Origin of the sequence: Nonomuraea rosea, assembly GCF_039539705.1 — a bacterium.
Classification (GTDB): Bacteria; Actinomycetota; Actinomycetes; order Streptosporangiales; family Streptosporangiaceae; genus Nonomuraea; species Nonomuraea rosea.
Genome location: NZ_BAABDQ010000003.1, coordinates 413,147 through 431,243 on the forward strand (window position 1 = coordinate 413,147; position 18,097 = coordinate 431,243).

The following is an 18,097-nucleotide window of genomic DNA, read 5'->3' on the forward strand; positions in this document are numbered from 1 at the left end:
CGTCCAACCGGAACACACATTCCGATTCTAGGGGATCCCCATGGACCATCTGAACCTGGGCCGCTCCGGTCTGCGCGTCTCCAGAGCCTGCCTGGGCACCATGAACTTCGGCACCGAGTACGGCCTGGCCGCCAGCGACGAGGCCGAGGCGGGCCGGATCATCGACGCGTTCCTCGACGCGGGCGGCAACTTCATCGACACCGCCGACCTCTACCACCGGGGCGAGACCGAGGAGATCGTCGGCCGGGCGCTGAAGGGCAGGCGCGAATGGGTCGTCCTGGCGACCAAGGGCGCCATGCCGGTGGGGCCCGAGGGCCGCGGGCTTTCGCGGCGGCACCTCACCAGGGCGCTCGACGCCAGCCTGCGCCGCCTCGGCACCGACTACATCGACCTCTACCAGTGCCACCAGTGGGACCCCGTGACGCCGATCGAGGAGACCATGGCCACGCTGGACGGGTTCGTCCGCGCGGGCAAGGTGCGCTACCTCGGCTGCTCCAACTTCACCGCGACCCAGCTCGTCGAGTCGCAGTGGGCGGCCGCCCGCGTCGGCGGCACCCCGTTCGTGAGCCTGCAGCCGCAGTACTCCCTGGTCCAGCGCGTCATCGAGGCGGACATCCTGCCGGCCTGCGAGCGCCACGGGATCGGCACGATCGCGTACGGGGCCCTCGGCGGCGGCGTGCTGACCGGCCGCTACCGGCACGGCGAGGACCCCGACCCGGACAGCCGGATGGGCCGGCTGCTCGGCCTCTCCCTGCCCGGCGCGAACCGGTGGGCCGGCTCGCTGCTCAACGACCGCAACCTGGGCATCGCCGAGGAGCTGGTCAAGGTCGCCGCGGAGCTGGACGCCGAGCCGGCCGCGGTGGCGCTGGCCTGGGTGGCCCGGCGGCCGGGGGTGACCTCGATCCTGCTCGGCCCGCGCTCGGTGGCGCAGCTGCGGGGCAACCTGGCGGCGTTCGAGCTGGACCTGCCGGACGAGGCGATGTCCCGGCTGGACGAGATCTCCCACCAGGACACCGGCCCGATGGACGGCTCCTTCTTCCACCTCGTCCCCCGCTGATCACCTCTCCCGGTACAGGACCAGGTGCTCGTGGTACAGCACCCCGTCACGAACGTCACCGGTGGCCGTGAACCCCAGGTCGTCGTGGTAGTCGAGGTGGCTGCCCGTGACGGTGTACCGGCCGGTGTAGGCGCGCTCGCGGCCGTCGCGCGCCTCCTCGTACCGGCCGCCGGGCAACAGCTCCTGCCGGATGCGGCCGTCCGCGGTCACCCACATGCCGAGGTACGGATGCTCCGCCGCCCCGCTCCCGTCGGCGCAGGCGGCCATCGTGGCGAACACGCCGAGAACGAACAGCACTCTTCCGATCACGTCTCAGAACCTCCATGGTGTGACCCCCGCCCCACGCGAGGCGGGGCCGCCGCCGCACCTCCCGTGCGCCGGCAACCCCGAGTCTGCCCAGCTCACGGAGGCCGGATAAGACCGCGCTCCTCCTAGGAGCAGCACACCCACCATGAGCCGGAAGTGGTGTCGCCGTGACACCACCACTTCCTACGATGGGGGCATGACCGAGACCCCTCGCCTGACCGACGAGCAGACCGAGGCCCTCCGCGAGCGCGCCGAGCTCGAAGGCCGCAGCATGCGGCAGATCGTGCCGGCCGCTGTGGACGAATACCTGTCACGGCCCGCCGCCGACGAAGAGGTCCGCCGGCTGGGCGCGAAGTCCAGGGAGCGCTGGCGGCCGGTGCTGGACAGGCTCGGCGAATGACCCGCTACCTCACGCTGGAGCAGGTTCTCAAGCTCGCGGAAGGCGGAGCTCGGTTCACGGCGTCATCGTGACCGGCAGCCTGGCTCGCCGGATGGCGTCGCGGATCTCGCCGGCCAGCCGTCCGAACTCCGCCGGCTGCCCGGCCCGGCAGACCAGTCCGATCGTCCGCCCCGGAGCGGGGGCGTCGAAGCGGCGCAGCGCGAGGCGTCCCCGCTCGCTCGCCTCCGCCGGCTCCGGCAGCAGCGTCACCCCGAGCCCGCCCGCCACCAGCTGCACCAGCGTCTCCAAGCTGGACGCGTACGTCATGGCCACAGGCTCGGCGCCGGCTTCGCGGCACACGCCGGCGACCTGATCGCGCAGGCAGTGACCCCGGTCCAGCAGTACGACGTCCAAGCCCTTGAGCGCCTCGCGAGGCAGCGGCACGGAGCCGGCCGCCAGAGGATGGTCACGGGGCAGCGCCAGCAGCAGCTCCTCCTCGTAAAGCGGCGTTTCGACCAGGCCGGTCTTCGCAGGCAGCGCGAGCAGGCCCAGATCCAGGCGCCCCGCACGAACGTCCTCCACAAGAACCTCGGCCCGGGCCTCGCGGACGGCCACCTTCAGCTCGGGAAAGCCCCGGGCGAACATGGGCAGCAGCACAGGCAGCACGTACGGCGCCACCGTCGGGATCACGCCGAGCGCGACGGATCCGCCGAAAGGCCCGCTCGCGACCTCGCCCATCAGGTCCTCGACCGCCACCAGCACGCGCCGCGCGTGCTCGGCGACCCGCTCCCCAGCCGGGGTGAGCAGCACCTTCCGAGTGGTCCGCTCCAGCAGCCGCCTGTCGAGCAGCTCCTCCAATGACGCGATATTTCCGGACAACGTGGGCTGGCTCACCCCCAGAGCCGCAGCCGCCTCCCTGAAGTGCAACTGCTCGGCTACCGCGAGGAATGAGCGCAGCTGAGCTAGGGTTGGCCTGGGCTCACTGATAGGAATCACCTCTCAAATCCATCCCATAATCCGCTATCTCCAATCAATGGTAAGTGTCGGCCCCAATGGGCCCGAACCGCTCTCTGAAGGAGAAAAGAACGTGCTCACCGTCGGCGACCACTTTCCCGAATACGAGCTCACGGCCTGCGTCGACCTCGACCCCGGCAAGGCGTTCGCGGCGATCGACCACAAGACCTACGAGGGCAAGTGGCGCGTCGTGTTCTTCTGGCCGAAGGACTTCACGTTCGTGTGCCCGACCGAGATCGCCGCGTTCGGGCGGCTCAACGGTGAGTTCGCCGACCGTGACACCCAGGTGCTCGGTGTCTCCGTCGACTCCGAATACGCCCACCACGCCTGGCGCAAGCACCACGACGATCTGCGCGACCTGCCGTACCCGATGCTGAGCGACCTCAGGCGCGAGCTGTCGGAGGCCTGCGGCGTGCTCGGTGAGGACGGGGTGGCGCAGCGCGCCACGTTCATCGTGGACCAGAACAACGAGATCCAGTTCACGATGGTGACGGCCGGCTCTGTCGGCCGCAACGTCGAGGAGGTCCTGCGCGTCCTCGACGCCCTGCAGTCCGCCGAGCTGTGTCCCTGCAACTGGAGCAAGGGCGAGTCCGGCCTCGACGCCCAGCACCTACTGGCCCAGTAACCAACGGCCACCTCAAGGCGGCGCCGCCTCACCCGAGCCTGACGGCCCGCTGGGTCGGTCCGGCGAGCGTCGGCCACCTCAAGCCGGGCGGCCTCACCCGGTCTGAGGGCCGCCAGGCTCGTCCAGTGGGGTCAGCGCCTCGGTGGCCGCTTCGTGGTCCATCCCGGTCGCCTGCAGCAGATCGACGACCACGGAACGCAGCTGTGCGATGATCACGTGCGCCGAGAACCCGAGCCCCTCGGGCCGCTCGCGCGCCGCCACCGCCAGCAGGGCCTGCCGCGCCAGCGTCGGTTCGCGCCCGGCGCCGAGCTCCAGTTGCAGCAGCAGGGCCGCCTCCGACACCTCGCGCATCGCCTCCGCCAGCGCGGCCGGCGGCGGGCTGGCCTCGCCGAGCGCGGCGAGCGTCCGCCGGGCCAGCACCCGCACGTTGCGCAGCGCCAGGTCCACGGGCACGGCGGCGGTCTCGTAACGGGCGAGCCGGGCGCGCCGGTGCCAGTGCAACGGCGAGATCATCGTGATCTCCTTGCTGGTCTCCAGCGCCGCCTCGAACTCCTCCACCGCAGCCTGCGTCGTACGCGCCTCCTCCAGCGCTTCGGCGGCCAGATCCACGTCCCGCTTCTCGATCGCCTCCGCAGCCTGCTCCATCACCGTGGACAGCGCGTCCAGCACCCCCGACAGGTGCTTGGCCGCGATCGCGAACGGGCTCGCGGGCAGCAACGCGACCGCCGCGATCCCGATGACGCCGCCCGTGAGCGCGTCGGCCATCCGGTCCAGCCCTCCGGCCCCGTCGCCCGGCACGAGTGTGGCCACCAGCACGGCCGACGACCCGGCCTGCGCGACGAACAACGCTCCGCTGTTGAGCAGCACGGCGACGGTCATCGCCAGCGCCACCACCAGCGCGATCTGCCACGCGCCCGAGCCGATCCAGCCCACCAGCAGGTCGCCCACACCCACCCCGAGGCTGACGCCGATCACCAGCTCGGCCACCCTGCGCAGCCGCTGCCCCAGACCGGTGCCCACGCAGATCAGCACGGAGATCGGCGCGAAGAACGGGCTTGGATGGCCGAGCAACTGCATCGCGATGATCCAGGCGAGAGCGGCGCCGACCGCGCACTGCGCGATGGACGGCGCCATCAAGCTGAACGTGCCCAGCCGTTCCTTCACATGATCGCTGAGCCTCGTTCGCACCCCTCCACCTTGGCGGATCTTTATGACGCTGAGGTCACATTTGCCCCATCAACGCCCTTTTGCCGGGCTGTCTGATGGGCCAAGACTAAGTCCTTCTCCTCGTCGAGCCGCACGTCATCGGGGGTGCCGGTCCCCTCAGGAGGTCGCTCCCCACCGGGGGTGCTGGGGCGGGGATCCTCGTCGGGGACGTCCAGGGGCGGTAGGGCGGCCACGGCCTCCTCGCGCTCGGTGCCGGTGGCCTGGAGCAGGTCCACGATGATCGATCGGAGCTGGGCGATCATGACGTCGGCCGAGAACCCCCACCGCTCCGAGCTCTGCCGGGAGGCCACCGACAGGATCGCCGCGCAGGCCCCCTCCGGTGTGCGGCCGGCGGCCAGCTCCTCCCGGAGCAGCAGCGTGGCGTCGGCCAGCTCGCGCAGCGCGGCAGGCAGCCAGGGTGGCAGCCGGCTCGACCCGTCGAGCGCCACGATGGCCCGTCTGGCCAGCACCCTGGCGTTTCTGAGCGCGTGGTCGAGCGGCACGGACGCCTTCTCGTAGCCCTCCAGCCTGGCGCGGCGATGGCGGTGCAGCGGTGAGAGGGTGGCGATCTCCCTGCTGGTCGCCAGCGCCTGCTTGAACTCCTCCACGCTCGCCTGGCTGGTACGGGCCTCCGCCAGCGCCTCGCCGGCCAGCGCCGAGTCGGACCGTTCGATGGCCTCCGCGATCCGCCGCAACGCGTCGGCCAGCGCTCCGAAGATCCCCGTCGCGTGCCTCGTCGCCAGCGCCGACGGGCTGGCGGGCAGCAGGGCCACCGCGGCCAAGCCCATGAGGCCGCCGACCAGTGCATCGAGCATCCGGTCCACCCCGCCGGTGCCGGACGGCGGCAGAAGGGTCGCGACGAGCACCGCGGACGACGCGGCCTGGAGCACGATCAGGGAGCCGCTGTCGAGCAGCACCGCGGCGGCCATCGCGAGGGCCACCACCAGCGCGATCTGCCAGGCGCCCGAGCCGATCCGCGCCACGAGCAGGTCGCCCACGCCGATGCCCAGGCTGACCCCGACGACCAGCTCGACCACCCGCCGGAACCGCTGGCCGAGCCCCACGCCGATGCACACGACCACGGCGATGGGCGCGAAGAACGGGCGCGGGTGGCCGAGCAGGTCCTTGGCCACGAGCCAGGCGAGCGCGGCGCCGGCAGCACACTGGCCGATCGTGGGCGCCATCAGCCGCAGCCTGGTCAGGCGCTGGTGAATCTGCATGTCAACCACGCACCTACCCTGACGTGGTCACGTGACACAGGGGTTACAGCGGGATGAGATGCCGCTCGGCCCGGCCGCCCCAAGGCACCGGGTCCGGCCGTTCCGGGACGCCGCTCGGCCACGTCGCCTGAGGTGTCGGGTCCGGCCGTCCCAGAGGGCCGCTCAGCCTGGCCGGCTGCGGCTGTGGCGGGAGGATGTCCTGAGGCGGCGGGCTCAGCGGTTCAGGAAGGTGTCGACCGCCTGGAGGAAGGGCCGGCGGCCGTTGACGTGGACGAGGTGGCCGACCTCGATCACGACGAACTCCGCCCCCGGGATCCGCGCGGCCACCCCCGCCGAGTCGAACGGGCTCAGCTCCCCGCCCCCGATCACCAGCGTCGGCGCCGTGATCTTCCCCAGCCCGTCGAGCCAGGCCGGATCCGGGTTCAGCAACTGCCGCTCGGTGTCGTGCATCATCCGCCAGTCGAAGGCGGTGGAGCCGTCCTCAACGAGGGGCGCGCGCCCTTCGAGCGGAAGCGGCGGCGCCGGATCCTCCAGCACGAGCCGTTCGACCCGCTCGGGATGGTTCGTGGCCAGGTGGTACGACACCACGCCGCCGAGCGAGTGCCCGATGAGCGTGGCGCGTTCGATGCCCAGGTGGTCGAGCAGCGCGACGACGTCCTCGGCCATCTCGGGCAGCGGATACTCCCCAGGGTGGTCGCTGCCCCCATGACCGCGCAGATCGATGGCGAAGACGTGGTGGCGGGCGGCGAAGTGCTGGGTGATGCCGTTCCAGTCGTTGTGGTCGGCGGTACGGCCGTGGATCAGCAGCAACGGCGGCGCGGCCGGATCGCCTTCCTCGCGATATACGAGCTTGATCCCGTTTACGTGCGCTTCGCGAATCACATCCGCGACCCTACCGCCGTCCCCTCCGGCCGCGATCGCGCCGTTCTCGCGGATCCGGCGTTCCGGCAGCCGGAGACGCGAGCCCCCAGGACGGCTGAGCGCACATTGACATCGCGGACGCCGTTCGTGGGCAGACATTGCCCATGAACACCTCTGACCGGCTCGGCTAGCGTCGCCAGGACAGGGGGAACCGGTGCGGAGGAAAGGGCGTCGAATGCCGGACCCGATCGAAGTGCGCAAGGTGCCGATCGAGAGCGTCACGGACGCCTCGGGCCTCTCACGGCTCATCGCCGACGGGGTGATCGAGGCACACAGGGTGCTCGCCGTCGTCGGCAAGACCGAGGGCAACGGCGGCGTGAACGACTACACCCGCATCCTCGCCGACCGCGCCTTCAGGGAGGTGCTGGCCGAGCACGGGCACCCGGCGCCGGAGAACGTACCGCTGGTGTGGTCGGGCGGGACGGACGGCGTGCTCAGCCCGCACGCCACCATCTTCGCCACCACCGCCGACGCGCCCGCGTCCGACGAGCCGCGGCTGTCCGTGGGCGTGGCGATGAGCGAGGTGATCCTGCCCGAGGACATCGGCCGTCCCGCCATGGTGGAGAAGGTCGCCGCCGGGGTGCGCGAGGCCATGAAGATCGCGGGGATCGACGACCCGCGCGACGTCCACTACGTGCAGACCAAGACGCCGCTGCTCACGCTGGCCACCATCACCGACGCCAAGAGCCGCGGCCAGGACACCGCCATCGAGGAGACCGGCCCCTCCATGGACCTGTCGAACTCCACCACCGCCCTCGGCATCGCCGTCGCCCTCGGCGAGATCGACATGCCGGAGGCCGGGCAGATCCACAAGGACCTGTCGCTGTACTCGTCCGTGGCCTCCTGCTCGTCCGGGGTGGAGCTGGACCGGGCGCAGATCGTGCTGGTGGGGAACGTACGCGGGATCGGCGGCCGCTACCGCATCGGCCACAGCGTCATGAAGGACGCCCTCGACGCCGACGGGATCTGGGAGGCCATCAGGGACTCCGGCCTGCCGCTGCCCGACCGCCCCCACTCGTCGGACCTCGGGGGGCGGCTGGTGAACGTCTTCATGAAGTGCGAGGCCGACCCGTCCGGACGCGTACGAGGGCGGCGCAACATCATGCTGGACGACTCCGACGTGCACTGGCACCGGCAGATCAAGGCCACGGTCGGCGGCGTGGCGGCGGCGGTCACGGGGGATCCTGCGGTGTTCGTCTCGGTGGCGGCCGTGCACCAGGGCCCGTCCGGCGGCGGGCCGGTGGCGGCCATCTCGGCGGTGGAGTAGCGAGGAGGGTCCGGCCGTTCCGCGACAGGCTTGTCGCGGAACGGCGATATGCCGCGCTATCTCTACCTATGTAGAGTACGAGCCATGCAGAGCGGTCCCCGGATGACCACGCCGACCCAGGCCGTGCTCCACGTCCTGCTGAACGGCCCCGGCCACGAGCACTACGGCCTCGAACTGTGCGCGCTGGCGGGGCTGCCGAGCGGCACGCTCTACCCGATCCTGGCCAGGCTGGAGCAGGCGGGCTGGGTGGAGAGCCGGTGGGAGGACCCCGAGACGCACGTGCGGGAGGGACGGCCGCGCCGCCGCTACTACCGGATCACGCCGGACGGCGCGGTGCGGAGCCGGGCCGCGATCGCCAGGGCCCAGCGGAGACGACCGGCCCCCGGCTGGCGGCTCGGCCCCGGGCCGGTGGCGGGAGGCGGGTCGTGACCGGCGCGCTCGGGCCGCTGCTGTCGGCCGCCGGTGACGGGCTGAGCGGCGAGCGGCTGCGGCTGGTGGAGCGCGCGTACGAGCTGGCCGCGTACTGGCACCGCGACCAGCGGCGCCGCAGCGGCGACCCCTACATCACCCACCCCGTGGCCGTCGCCGTGATCCTGGCCGAGCTGGGCATGGACCACGAGATGATCTGCGCGGGGCTGCTGCACGACGTGCTGGATGACACCGCTTGTCCCGAGGAGGAGCTGGTCGCCGAGTTCGGGGAGCAGGTCGTGGGGATGCTGCGCGGCCTGCTGGCGCTTGAACATCCCGGGCGCAGGCCGCCGGACTGGGAGACCGCCACCGACGAGCGGGTGCTGACGCTGAAGCTGGCCGACCGGCTGCACAACCAGCGGACGATGCGCTTCCTGCCCGAGGATCGGCAGCGGGTGAAGTGCCGGGAGACGCTGGACGTCGCCGCCCCCGTCGCGGCCCGGCTGGGGCTGGTCCAGGTCGAGGAGGAGCTGCGGCGGCTGGCCGCCGCGGGCCTGTCCGGGCTGTGCGCCGCGAAGCTGCCGGAGAGCGGCGGAATCCGGGCCTCCTTCGGCGTCATCAGCGCCGTGGCGATCCTGCTTCCCGCCGGGGCGCGGGGCCGGTGGCTGGAGGAGTGGCTCGGGGAGCTCCACGCGCTGCCGGGCAGGAGGGCCCGGCTGGGGTTCGCGGCCCGGCTGGTCGCCGGAATGCCGCGGATGGCCAGGACCCTGCGACGGTAGGGCCGTACGCCGGCCCGGATAGGCTCGTACGCTGTGCCGAGCATTCCCCGACCCCTCGATCCCCACGACGACGGCAGCGCCGCCGCCGCGGTCTCCGCCGCCCTCGCCGCCTACGACGCCGGCGCGGCCGGCCCCGCCGAGGTGCTGAACGCGCTGAGCGGCGCCAGACTCCTCGTCCCCGTCGTCGCCCTGCTGACCGAGTCCGAGGTCGGCGCGCACGGGCTGCGGCAGGAGAAGGAGAGCGAGATGGCGCTGCCGAAGCTGGTCGGGCAGGACGGCAGGCAGGCGGTGCTCGCGTTCACGGGGACCGAGACGATGGTCAGGTGGCGGCCCGACGCGCGGCCGATCCAGGCCACCACGCTGCAGGTGTGCCAGGCCGCCGTGCAGGAGCGGGCGGCGGCGGTCGTGGTGGACGTGGCGGGGCCCGTGCAGTTCGTGATCGAGGGGGAGGTGCTGGCGGCGCTCGCGGCGGTCGAGTCCGGCACCGTCGATCAGCTCTCCGGCGTGACCGTCGCCAGGGTGGAGCCCGCCCCGGTGCGCCGCTGGTGGTTCTCGAAGAACCGCAAGTGACTCGCCGTACGAGACCTTTTCCGTCATCGGCGCGGCGGACGTGGCAGGGCGCGTCTAGGGTCTGCTCGTGGTCGCGCTCATGGCGGTGCTCGGGCTGTTCTGCGGACGCGCCATCAGGGCGCTGGCCGACTCCTACGGCGGCGCCGTCGCCCCCGTGCCTCCATGGCCGCCCGCCGTCGAGCTGGTGACCGCCGCGGTGACCGCGCTGGTCGCCTGGCGGCTGGGGCTCCCGTACGTGTGCTTCGCCGTCATCGGCACGGCACTGGCCGTCGTGGACTGGCGTACGAGCACGCTGCCCGACGCGATCACGCTGCCGGCGTACCCGATCATGGCGCTGGCGCTTGTGCCGACGGGAGAGCTGCCGCGGGCGCTGGCCGGCGGGGTGGCGCTCACGGCGATCTACGGGCTGCTGTGGTTCGCCCGGCCGGAGGCGATGGGCCTGGGGGACGTCAAGCTGGCCGGGCTCATCGGGATGGCCGCCGCGGCGCTCGGGTGGCAGGCGTGGGTCGTCGCGGCGTTCTGCGGCCAGCTCCTCGGCGCGCTCTACGGCCTCGCCCTCCTGCTGACCAGGCGCGGGACCAGGCAGACGCAGTTCCCGTTCGGGCCGTTCATGCTGCTCGGAGCGTTCACGGTGCTCTGTCTCGGCTGGTGAACGCTGGCCATCCCACTAGGCGGCACGTGGAAGACTTGGAGGCATGTTGCGCTGGTTGACCGCCGGAGAGTCCCACGGGCCCGAACTCGTCGCCATCCTCGAAGGCCTCCCGGCCGGGGTGGAGGTGACCACGGCCGCGATCGACGAGGCCCTGCGCCGCCGCAGGCTCGGCTATGGCCGCGGCGCCCGGATGAAGTTCGAGCAGGACGAGCTCACGATCGCCGGCGGCGTACGCCACGGCCGCACGATGGGCAGCCCGGTCGCGATCCGCATCGGCAACACCGAGTGGCCCAAGTGGGAGAAGGTCATGGCGGCCGACCCGGTCGATCCCGCCGAGCTGGAGGGCCTGGCGCGCAACGCGCCCAGGTCGCGCCCGCGCCCTGGCCACGCGGACCTGGCGGGCATGCAGAAATACGGCTTCGACGACGCCAGGCAGGTGCTCGACCGGGCCAGCGCCCGCGAGACCGCGGCCCGCGTCGCGCTCGGCGAGGTCGCCAGGCGCTTCCTCAAGCAGGCGCTCGGCGTCGACATCGTCAGCCACGTCACCGAGATCGGCGGCACCCGCAGCCCGGCCGAGACCCTGCCGGGGCCGAACGACCTGGCCAGGATCGACGACGACCCGGTCAGGTGCCACGACCCCGAGGGCAGCGCCGCGATGGTCGCCGTCATCGACCAGGCCCACAAGGACGGCGACACGCTCGGCGGCGTCGTCGAGGTCCTCGCCTACGGCCTGCCGCCGGGCCTGGGCAGCTACACGCACTGGGACCGCAGGCTCGACTCCAAGCTCGCCGCGGCCCTGATGGGCATCCAGGCGATCAAGGGCGTCGCCGTCGGCGACGGCTTCGAGACCGCGCGCAGGCCCGGCTCAGGGGCCCACGACGAGATCGAGTACACCGCGGAAGACGGCGTCAAGCGCATCACCAACCGCGCGGGCGGCGTCGAGGGCGGCATGACCAACGGCGAGATCCTGCGCGTCAGCGCCGCCATGAAGCCCATCTCCACGGTGCCCAGGGCGCTGGCCACGATCGACGTCAAGACCGGCGAGGCGGCCAAGGCCCACCACGAGCGCTCCGACGTGTGCGCGGTCCCCGCGGCCGGCATCGTGGCCGAGGCGATGGTCGCGCTGGTGCTGGCGGACGCGGCGCTGGAGAAGTTCGGCGGCGACTCCGTCGAGGAAGTCGCACGCAACCTGTCCGGATACCTCTCTTCCATGGTGATCAAATGACGACGAAGGCCGTGCTGATCGGGCCGCCCGGCTCCGGTAAGACCACACTCGGACGGCTGCTCGCCGAGCGGCTCGGGGTCGAGTTCCGCGACACCGACACCGACGTGGAGGCCGCGGCGGGCAAGCCCGTCGCCGACATCTTCGTCGAGGACGGCGAGGTCGCCTTCCGCACGCTGGAGCACCAGGCCGTGCGCCGGGCGCTGGCCGAGCACGAGGGCATCCTGTCGCTCGGCGGCGGCGCCGTGCTCGACGAGGAGACGCAGGCTCTGCTCGACGGCCACCACGTCGTCTACCTGCAGGTGGGGCTGGCCGACGCCGTCCAGCGGGTCGGGCTCGCCGCCGCCAGGCCGCTGCTCGTGCTCAACCCGCGCAGCCAGCTCAAGAAGCTGATGGAGGAGCGGCGGCCCGTCTACGAGCGGCTGGCCGTGGTGACGGTGATCACGGACAAGCGCGAGCCGGCCGAGCTCGCCGACGAGATCGTGAAGGGGCTGCCCGCATGACCGCCACGCGGATCCAGGTACGCGGCGACAGCCCGTACGACGTGGTGGTCGGCACCGGCGTGCTCGCCGAGCTGGCGACGCTGCTCAAGCCCGGCGTGCGCACGGTCGCGGTGATCCACCCGGCGAGCCTGCCGGAGATCTCCAGGCCGGTCGGCGCGGCGCTGACCGAGGCCGGCTACGAGGTCGTCGAGCTGCCCGTGCCCGACGGGGAGCAGGCCAAGTCCGTCGAGGTGGCGGCCCAGCTCTGGTCCGCGCTCGGCCGTTACGGCGTGACCAGGTCCGACGCCGTGGTGGGCGTGGGCGGGGGAGCGACGACCGACCTGGCCGGGTTCGTGGCGGCCACGTGGCTGCGCGGCGTCCAGGTCGTGCTCGTGCCCACGACGCTGCTGGCCATGGTCGACGCGGCCGTCGGCGGGAAAAACGGCATCGACACGCCCGAGGGCAAGAATCTCGTGGGCACGTTCCTGCCGCCCGCGGGCGTGCTGTGCGAGCTCGACACGCTGGCCAGCATGCCGAGGGCCGACTACGTGGCCGGGCTGGCCGAGATCATCAAGGGCGGCTTCATCGCCGATCCCACGATCCTCACGCTCATCGAGTCCGACCCGGAGGCCGCCACCCGGCCCGACGGGCCGCACACCCGTGAGCTGATCGAGCGCAAGATCCAGGTCAAGGCCGACGTCGTGGGCGCCGACCTGCGCGAGGCGGGGCTGCGCGAGATCCTCAACTACGGGCACACGCTCGCCCACGCCATCGAACGCGACGAGCACTACGCCATCCGCCACGGCGAGGCCGTCGCCATCGGCATGGTCTACGCCGCCGAGCTGTCCAGGCTCGCCGGCCGCGCCGACCTCGTGGAGCGCACCCGTACGATCCTGACGAGCGTCGGCCTGCCCACCGCCTACCGCGCCGACGCCTGGCCGCGGCTGCGCGACCACATGCGCCTGGACAAGAAGAACCGCGGCGCCAAGCAGCGGTTCGTCGTGCTCGACGACCTGGCCAGGCCGGGGCGGCTGGAAGGCCCCGCGGAAGAGCTGCTCGAAGCCGCGTACAAGGAGATCTCCGCATGATCCTCGTCCTCAACGGACCCAACCTGCGCCGGCTCGGCACCCGCGAGCCCGACGTCTACGGCGCCGAGACGTTCGAGGACCTGGCCGCGCTGTGCCGCGACACCGGCAGGGCGCTCGGGCAGCACGTCGAGGTGCGCCAGACCGACGACGAGGCCGAGCTGATCGGCTGGATCCACGAGGCCATCGACGGCCGCATCCCGGTGGTGCTCAATCCGGCCGCTTTCACCCATTACTCCTATGCCGTGCGCGACGCGATCGCCCAGCGCACGGCCCCGCTCGTCGAGGTGCACATCTCCAACCCGGCGGCCAGGGAAGAGTTTCGGCATACCTCCGTCGTGGCCGGGGTGGCGTCGGGCACCATCGCGGGGTTCGGACTACAGTCATACGTCCTTGCGCTGCACGCTATCGCGGAGATGAAACCCACCTCATGAGGCACTACAAGTCCTTCGTCGCCCTCGGTGACAGCTTCACTGAAGGACTGAACGATCCCGGCCCCGACGGCCACTACCGTGGCTGGGCCGACCGGGTGGCCGAGCGGCTCGCCGCCGACGACCCGAGCTTCCGCTACGCCAACCTGGCCGTTCGCGGCAAGCTGCTCGACCAGATCGTCACCGAGCAGGTGCCGCTGGCCGTCGAGATGGCCCCAGACCTGGTCAGCCTCTGCGCCGGCGGCAACGACCTGCTCAGGCCGGGCAGCAATCCCGACGTGATGGCCAAGCGGCTCGCCCGCGCCGTCCGCGACCTGCGGGCCGGCGGGGCGGACGTGCTGCTGTTCACGGGCGTGGACCCGCGCGACACGCCGCTGATGCGCCGGCTGCGCGGCCGCTTCGCCATCTTCTACCTGCACGTGCGCTCGATCGCCGACCTCTACGGGTGCCGGCTGGTGGACCAGTGGTCGATGCAGGGGCTGCGCGACTGGCGGGCCTGGAGCGCGGACCGGCTGCACATGAACGAGGACGGCCACCGGCTGGTGGCGGCGCGGGTGCTCGACGTGCTGGGGGTGCCGTTCGAGGACTGGCGGATGGACTGGCCGGAGCGGGCGGTGGACCCGCGGGCGCGGCGCCGCGAGGACGCCCAGTGGCTGCGCGAGCATCTGGTGCCGTGGGTGGCCCGCCGCCTGCGCGGCGTCTCCTCCGGCGACGGCATCACCCCGAAACGCCCAGACCTAGAGGCTTTCATCGGTTACGGCGGAGCCAAGTCGGCACCGCCCGCCGCCCGGGGCTGAGGGCCTCCAGGGAGACGGCCGCTGACCCGCACCCGGCCGGGCGCCGCAACGGCGCCCGGCACGCGACTCCGTGGCAACGGCTGGGCCTGCTGAAAGCCGGACCCGGCAAACGCCGGACCCGCCGAAGGACCTGGCGAGCGCCGGACCCGGCCGAAGGACCTCGCGAGAGCCGGGTCAGCCTTCTGTGGCGAGGCGCTTCAGGGCCGCGCGGGGGATGGCCGGGTCCGTGGTGCGCCAGAACGGCGGCAGCGAGCCCAGCAGGAAACTGCTGTAGCGGGCCGTGGCCAGCCGCGGGTCGAGGACCGCGATCACACCCTTGTCGTCCTGGGCGCGCAGCAGGCGGCCCGCGCCCTGGGCGAGCAGGAGGGCGGCGTGGTTGGCGGCCACCGCCATGAACCCGTTGCCGCCCTTGGCCGCCACATGGCGCTGCCTGGCCGAGGTGAGCGGGTCGTCGGGCCGGGGGAAGGGCACCCGGTCGATGATGACCAGCCGCAGCGAGGGACCGGGCACGTCCACGCCCTGCCACAGCGACAGCGTCCCGAACAGGCAGGTCGCCTCGTCCTCTGCGAACTGCTTGACCAGCAGCATCGTCGAGTCGTCACCCTGGCACAGCAGCGGCACGTCCAGCCGCTCACGCAGCGCCTCGGTGGCGGCCTTGGCGGCGCGCATCGAGGAGAACAGGCCCAGCGTGCGCCCGCCGGCCGCCTCGATCAGCTCGGTGATCTCGTCGAGGTATTGCTGCGGCAGCCCGTCGCGGCCCGGCTGGGGCAGGTGCTTGGCGACGTACAGGATGCCCGCCCGCGGGTGGTCGAACGGCGAGCCCACGTCGATGCCCTGCCAGCTCTTGCTGTCGCCGAGCCCCCACTGCGCGGCCAGCCCGTCGAACGTGCCCCCGAGGGCCAGCGTCGCGGACGTCAGGACCACCGTGCGCTCGCCGAACAGCTTGTCGCGCAGCATGCCGCTGACGCTCAGCGGCGCCACGCGCAGCGCGGGCGGGCGCCGGTCGCTGCCCGAGTCGAGCCAGACCACCTCGGCCCGGTCGGTCTCGGAGTCGTGCCCGTAGGCCTCCAGCATGCGCACGGCCGTGTCGTGCACGTCGTCCAGCGCCATGAACGCCGCCTTGCGCTGCCCCGCCTTGTCCGGGTCGTCCTTGTCGGCGTTGCGCGGCCCCAGCGCGGTGACGCACCGCCAGGCGGTGTCGCGCACCAGCGCCAGCGTCAGGCCGAGCACCTGCGGCATCTCGTCGATGCGGCCGGGCGGCGCGGCGGTCAGCAGCGCCTTGAGGTCCTCGCCCGCCTCCATGAGCTGGTCGGCGATCGGCTGCTCGATCAGCCGGCCGACCCGGCGCACGGCCAGCACCACCGAGGTGTCGGACAGCTCGCCGGTCACCACCGAGGTCACCCGGTCGACCAGCTCGTGGGCCTCGTCCACGACCACGACGTCGTGCTCGGGCAGCACCGGCATGTCGCCCATGGCGTCGATGGCGAGCAGCGCGTGGTTGGTCACCACCACGTCCACCTCGCCCGCCCGCGCCCTGGCCAGCTCCGCGAAGCACTCGGGCCCGCTCGGGCAGCGGGTGGCGCCCAGGCACTCCTGCGCGCTCACCGAGAACTGCCGCCACGCCTGCTCGCTGACCCCCGGCACCAGCTCGTCGCGGTCGCCGGTCTCGGTCTCCTCGGCCCACTCCTGGATGCGCTGCACCATGCGGCCGGTCGCGCTCACCTCGCGCGGGTCGAAGAGCTGGTCCTGCTCGTCCTCCTCGGGCCAGCCCGCCGTCGCCTTGTAGCGGCACAGGTAGTTACGCCGGCCCTTGAGTATCGCGAACGTCGGCTCGTGCGGCAGCTCCTTGCCCAGCGCCTCCGAGAGCCTCGGCAGGTCGCGGTCGACGAGCTGGCGCTGCAGCGCGATCGTGGCCGTGGAGATCACGACGGGCGTCTCGCTGTCCATCGCGTGCCGGACCGAGGGCACGAGGTAGGCCAGCGACTTTCCGGTGCCCGTGCCGGCCTGGACGGCCAGATGCTCCTCGTCGTCGATGGCCTTCTGGACGGCTTGGACCATGGTGATCTGGCCCTGCCGTTCGCTCCCTCCGAGAGCGTTGACCGCGATGCTGAGCAGTTCGTCCACTGACGGGAGATGGGAGTCCGGCACGGCAGTAAACGCTACCCGCATTCCGGGGCCACCGTGCCCCGCTGCGACACGTTCAGCCATGCGCCGAACGGCGCGTGATCGGCCAGACGCATCCCGTCGTTCCCGAATCGTCGCGCCGGATCGCGTGGCACACTGGGCGATCGGGACTCCAACTGGTCCTTTACAGGGCGTGACCAGAGGGGCTCTCGGTGTAGATGGGAAGGCCGGTTAAGTAGGGTTTTCCGGGGTTGAGTGGACGAATAAAGGCTGGTTAAAGCAGTATGTCTGCCATGTCGGAAGTTGTCCCGTTGCCGTCGTTCGGCGAAGTCTTCTTCGATGCACGAGGTCAGGAGCGGTGCCTCCGCGTCACGTGGCATGAGGGCACGCTGGTCCTCAGCCTGTGGCGAGGAGAGATGTGCACAGCGAGCTTCCGCATGCCGATGGAGGATGTCGGCCGGTTGCTCGACACTCTTGACGACGGTTTCGCGGAGGCCACGGGCGAGCAGCCCGCCGTGCCCGCGCACGACCCGGGCACCGAGGTCATTCCTGGCACCGGCCAATATCAGCGGCCCGGTCAGCACGCTCCGCAACCGCCGCAGCCCGATGACCGGCCCACGGCCGCCCTCGCGCCCAACGACGTCCTCGTGGCGAGGGGCGCTCCGCCCGCGCACCAGGACAAGCTGGTGGCCTCGTACGGCGAGACGACGGGTCCCAGGGACGCCACCCAGGCCTACGGCGAGCGGGGGGCGCCCTTCGCCGGCCCTCAATACACCTCCGACCCGCTCAGCGGCCCGCAGCCGCAGTACACCGGCGACCCCTTCAGCGGCCCCCAGTACACCTCCGATCCGCTCAGCGGCCCCCACTACGTCGAGCCCGACCGCTTCACCGGTCCTCAATACGTCGACAGCGAGCCCGGATACCAGCTGCCGGGCGACCAGCGCCGCCCGTCGGCGTCGCCGCTGAGCACCGACCCGCTCGGCTTCCCCTCCCAGGCCGCCCAGCCCCAGTACCAGCCTGAGCCCTCGTACCAGCCGGAGCCGCAGTACCAGCCCGAGTCGCCGTACCGGTCCGAGCCGCAATACCACTCCGGCGCACAGTACGCCGTCGACCCGCTCAGCGGCCCCCACTACATCCAGCAGCCGCCCCCGCCGCAGGCCCCGCCCCAGCAGCAACAGCAGGCACAGCCGCAACAGGCCGGCCAGAGCACCGCCGGGCTCGGCACACCCATGCACGGCATCCCCGGCGCGGGCCGGCCCCGTTCGGCCCCGCAGCGGCGGCAGCCGCAGCCGCCGGTCGACGACTACGCGGGCTACCAGTCCCCGCAGCAGCCCAACCCGGTGGACCCGCTGCTGGCACTGGGCCGGCAGGAGCAGTACCCGCAGCAGACCGACGTGCAGATGTCGCGCCCCTATGTCGGCGACCCCATGTTCTCCACCGGCGAGCGCCTGCGCCCCGAGCAGCCGGACTACCACGAGAGAAGCGACCGCAGGGAGTGGTGACACGCCCGCTTCTACCCGGCCTGTACGCTCTCCGCGAGGCTGCCTCGCTG

At 72.1% G+C, this 18,097-nt stretch carries 20 protein-coding genes; 14 read left to right on the forward strand and 6 right to left on the reverse strand.

Features of this window, described 5'->3' with window-relative positions:
* Positions 1 to 40: 40 nt before the first annotated feature.
* A complete protein-coding gene (locus ABEA43_RS09385) occupies positions 41 to 1,057 on the forward strand; it encodes an aldo/keto reductase (protein ID WP_345560288.1) in 1,017 nt (338 codons plus the stop codon).
* Here the strand turns inward: ABEA43_RS09385 and ABEA43_RS09390 are convergent, their stop codons facing one another.
* Complete coding sequence (locus ABEA43_RS09390) at positions 1,058 to 1,366, reverse strand: Atu4866 domain-containing protein (protein ID WP_345560290.1); 309 nt, start codon at positions 1,364 to 1,366, stop codon at positions 1,058 to 1,060. It lies immediately after the preceding gene.
* 193 nt (positions 1,367 to 1,559) lie between these two features.
* Here ABEA43_RS09390 and ABEA43_RS09395 point away from each other — a divergent pair, with 193 nt between their 5' ends.
* Entirely contained in the window at positions 1,560 to 1,763 is a 204-nt protein-coding gene (locus ABEA43_RS09395; protein ID WP_345560292.1) for a CopG family transcriptional regulator, read from the forward strand.
* A 54-nt stretch (positions 1,764 to 1,817) separates the two neighbouring features.
* Here the strand turns inward: ABEA43_RS09395 and ABEA43_RS09400 are convergent, their stop codons facing one another.
* Complete coding sequence (locus tag ABEA43_RS09400; RefSeq protein ID WP_345560293.1) at positions 1,818 to 2,738, reverse strand: LysR substrate-binding domain-containing protein; 921 nt, start codon at positions 2,736 to 2,738, stop codon at positions 1,818 to 1,820.
* A 91-nt stretch (positions 2,739 to 2,829) separates the two neighbouring features.
* Between ABEA43_RS09400 and ABEA43_RS09405 the strand changes: the two genes are divergently transcribed.
* Positions 2,830 to 3,381 (forward strand): peroxiredoxin, encoded by a 552-nt coding sequence (locus ABEA43_RS09405; protein ID WP_345560295.1) that lies wholly within the window; start codon positions 2,830 to 2,832, stop codon positions 3,379 to 3,381.
* A 93-nt stretch (positions 3,382 to 3,474) separates the two neighbouring features.
* On the opposite strand, the gene ABEA43_RS09410 is transcribed toward ABEA43_RS09405, so the two are convergent.
* The 3 genes from ABEA43_RS09410 to ABEA43_RS09420 all read right to left on the reverse strand — a co-directional run bounded on the left by ABEA43_RS09410 (position 3,475) and on the right by ABEA43_RS09420 (position 6,689).
* Complete coding sequence (locus ABEA43_RS09410) at positions 3,475 to 4,569, reverse strand: FUSC family protein (RefSeq protein WP_345560296.1); 1,095 nt, start codon at positions 4,567 to 4,569, stop codon at positions 3,475 to 3,477.
* A gap of 20 nt (positions 4,570 to 4,589) precedes the next feature.
* A complete protein-coding gene (locus tag ABEA43_RS09415; RefSeq protein WP_345560298.1) occupies positions 4,590 to 5,807 on the reverse strand; it encodes an FUSC family protein in 1,218 nt (405 codons plus the stop codon).
* Between the two features lie 213 nt (positions 5,808 to 6,020).
* Positions 6,021 to 6,689: an alpha/beta fold hydrolase gene (locus ABEA43_RS09420; protein WP_345560299.1), complete on the reverse strand. Its 669-nt coding sequence runs from the start codon at positions 6,687 to 6,689 to the stop codon at positions 6,021 to 6,023.
* 214 nt (positions 6,690 to 6,903) lie between these two features.
* Here ABEA43_RS09420 and bar point away from each other — a divergent pair, with 214 nt between their 5' ends.
* The 10 genes from bar to ABEA43_RS09470 all read left to right on the forward strand — a co-directional run bounded on the left by bar (position 6,904) and on the right by ABEA43_RS09470 (position 14,421).
* Positions 6,904 to 7,995, forward strand: coding sequence for a barbiturase (gene bar, locus ABEA43_RS09425; protein ID WP_345560301.1), 1,092 nt, complete (start codon positions 6,904 to 6,906; stop codon positions 7,993 to 7,995).
* Positions 7,996 to 8,079: 84 nt separating this feature from the next.
* Positions 8,080 to 8,424 (forward strand): PadR family transcriptional regulator, encoded by a 345-nt coding sequence (locus tag ABEA43_RS09430; protein ID WP_345560304.1) that lies wholly within the window; start codon positions 8,080 to 8,082, stop codon positions 8,422 to 8,424.
* Complete coding sequence (locus ABEA43_RS09435; protein WP_345560306.1) at positions 8,421 to 9,182, forward strand: HD domain-containing protein; 762 nt, start codon at positions 8,421 to 8,423, stop codon at positions 9,180 to 9,182. Before ABEA43_RS09430 ends, ABEA43_RS09435 begins: the two co-directional genes overlap by 4 nt.
* A 33-nt stretch (positions 9,183 to 9,215) precedes the next feature.
* On the forward strand, positions 9,216 to 9,752 hold the full coding sequence (locus tag ABEA43_RS09440; RefSeq protein WP_345560308.1) for an SseB family protein: 537 nt from the start codon (positions 9,216 to 9,218) through the stop codon (positions 9,750 to 9,752).
* 67 nt (positions 9,753 to 9,819) lie between these two features.
* A complete protein-coding gene (locus tag ABEA43_RS09445) occupies positions 9,820 to 10,404 on the forward strand; it encodes a prepilin peptidase (RefSeq protein WP_345560310.1) in 585 nt (194 codons plus the stop codon).
* A 43-nt stretch (positions 10,405 to 10,447) separates the two neighbouring features.
* Positions 10,448 to 11,629, forward strand: coding sequence for a chorismate synthase (gene aroC / locus ABEA43_RS09450; RefSeq protein WP_345560312.1), 1,182 nt, complete (start codon positions 10,448 to 10,450; stop codon positions 11,627 to 11,629).
* Complete coding sequence (locus ABEA43_RS09455; RefSeq protein ID WP_345560314.1) at positions 11,626 to 12,129, forward strand: shikimate kinase; 504 nt, start codon at positions 11,626 to 11,628, stop codon at positions 12,127 to 12,129. Before aroC ends, ABEA43_RS09455 begins: the two co-directional genes overlap by 4 nt.
* Positions 12,126 to 13,196 (forward strand): 3-dehydroquinate synthase, encoded by a 1,071-nt coding sequence (gene aroB / locus ABEA43_RS09460; RefSeq protein WP_345560316.1) that lies wholly within the window; start codon positions 12,126 to 12,128, stop codon positions 13,194 to 13,196. Before ABEA43_RS09455 ends, aroB begins: the two co-directional genes overlap by 4 nt.
* Complete coding sequence (gene aroQ, locus ABEA43_RS09465; RefSeq protein ID WP_345560318.1) at positions 13,193 to 13,627, forward strand: type II 3-dehydroquinate dehydratase; 435 nt, start codon at positions 13,193 to 13,195, stop codon at positions 13,625 to 13,627. The genes aroB and aroQ overlap by 4 nt, the downstream gene beginning before the upstream one ends.
* Complete coding sequence (locus tag ABEA43_RS09470; protein WP_345560320.1) at positions 13,624 to 14,421, forward strand: SGNH/GDSL hydrolase family protein; 798 nt, start codon at positions 13,624 to 13,626, stop codon at positions 14,419 to 14,421. Before aroQ ends, ABEA43_RS09470 begins: the two co-directional genes overlap by 4 nt.
* Positions 14,422 to 14,595: 174 nt before the next feature.
* On the opposite strand, the gene ABEA43_RS09475 is transcribed toward ABEA43_RS09470, so the two are convergent.
* The gene (locus ABEA43_RS09475) at positions 14,596 to 16,590 is read right to left on the reverse strand and encodes an ATP-dependent DNA helicase (RefSeq protein WP_345560322.1); all 1,995 of its coding nucleotides are present in this window, start codon (positions 16,588 to 16,590) and stop codon (positions 14,596 to 14,598) included.
* Positions 16,591 to 16,838: 248 nt separating this feature from the next.
* On the opposite strand from ABEA43_RS09475, the gene ABEA43_RS09480 reads away from it, so the two are divergent.
* Positions 16,839 to 18,047 (forward strand): hypothetical protein, encoded by a 1,209-nt coding sequence (locus ABEA43_RS09480; RefSeq protein WP_345560324.1) that lies wholly within the window; start codon positions 16,839 to 16,841, stop codon positions 18,045 to 18,047.
* Positions 18,048 to 18,097 lie beyond the last annotated feature (50 nt).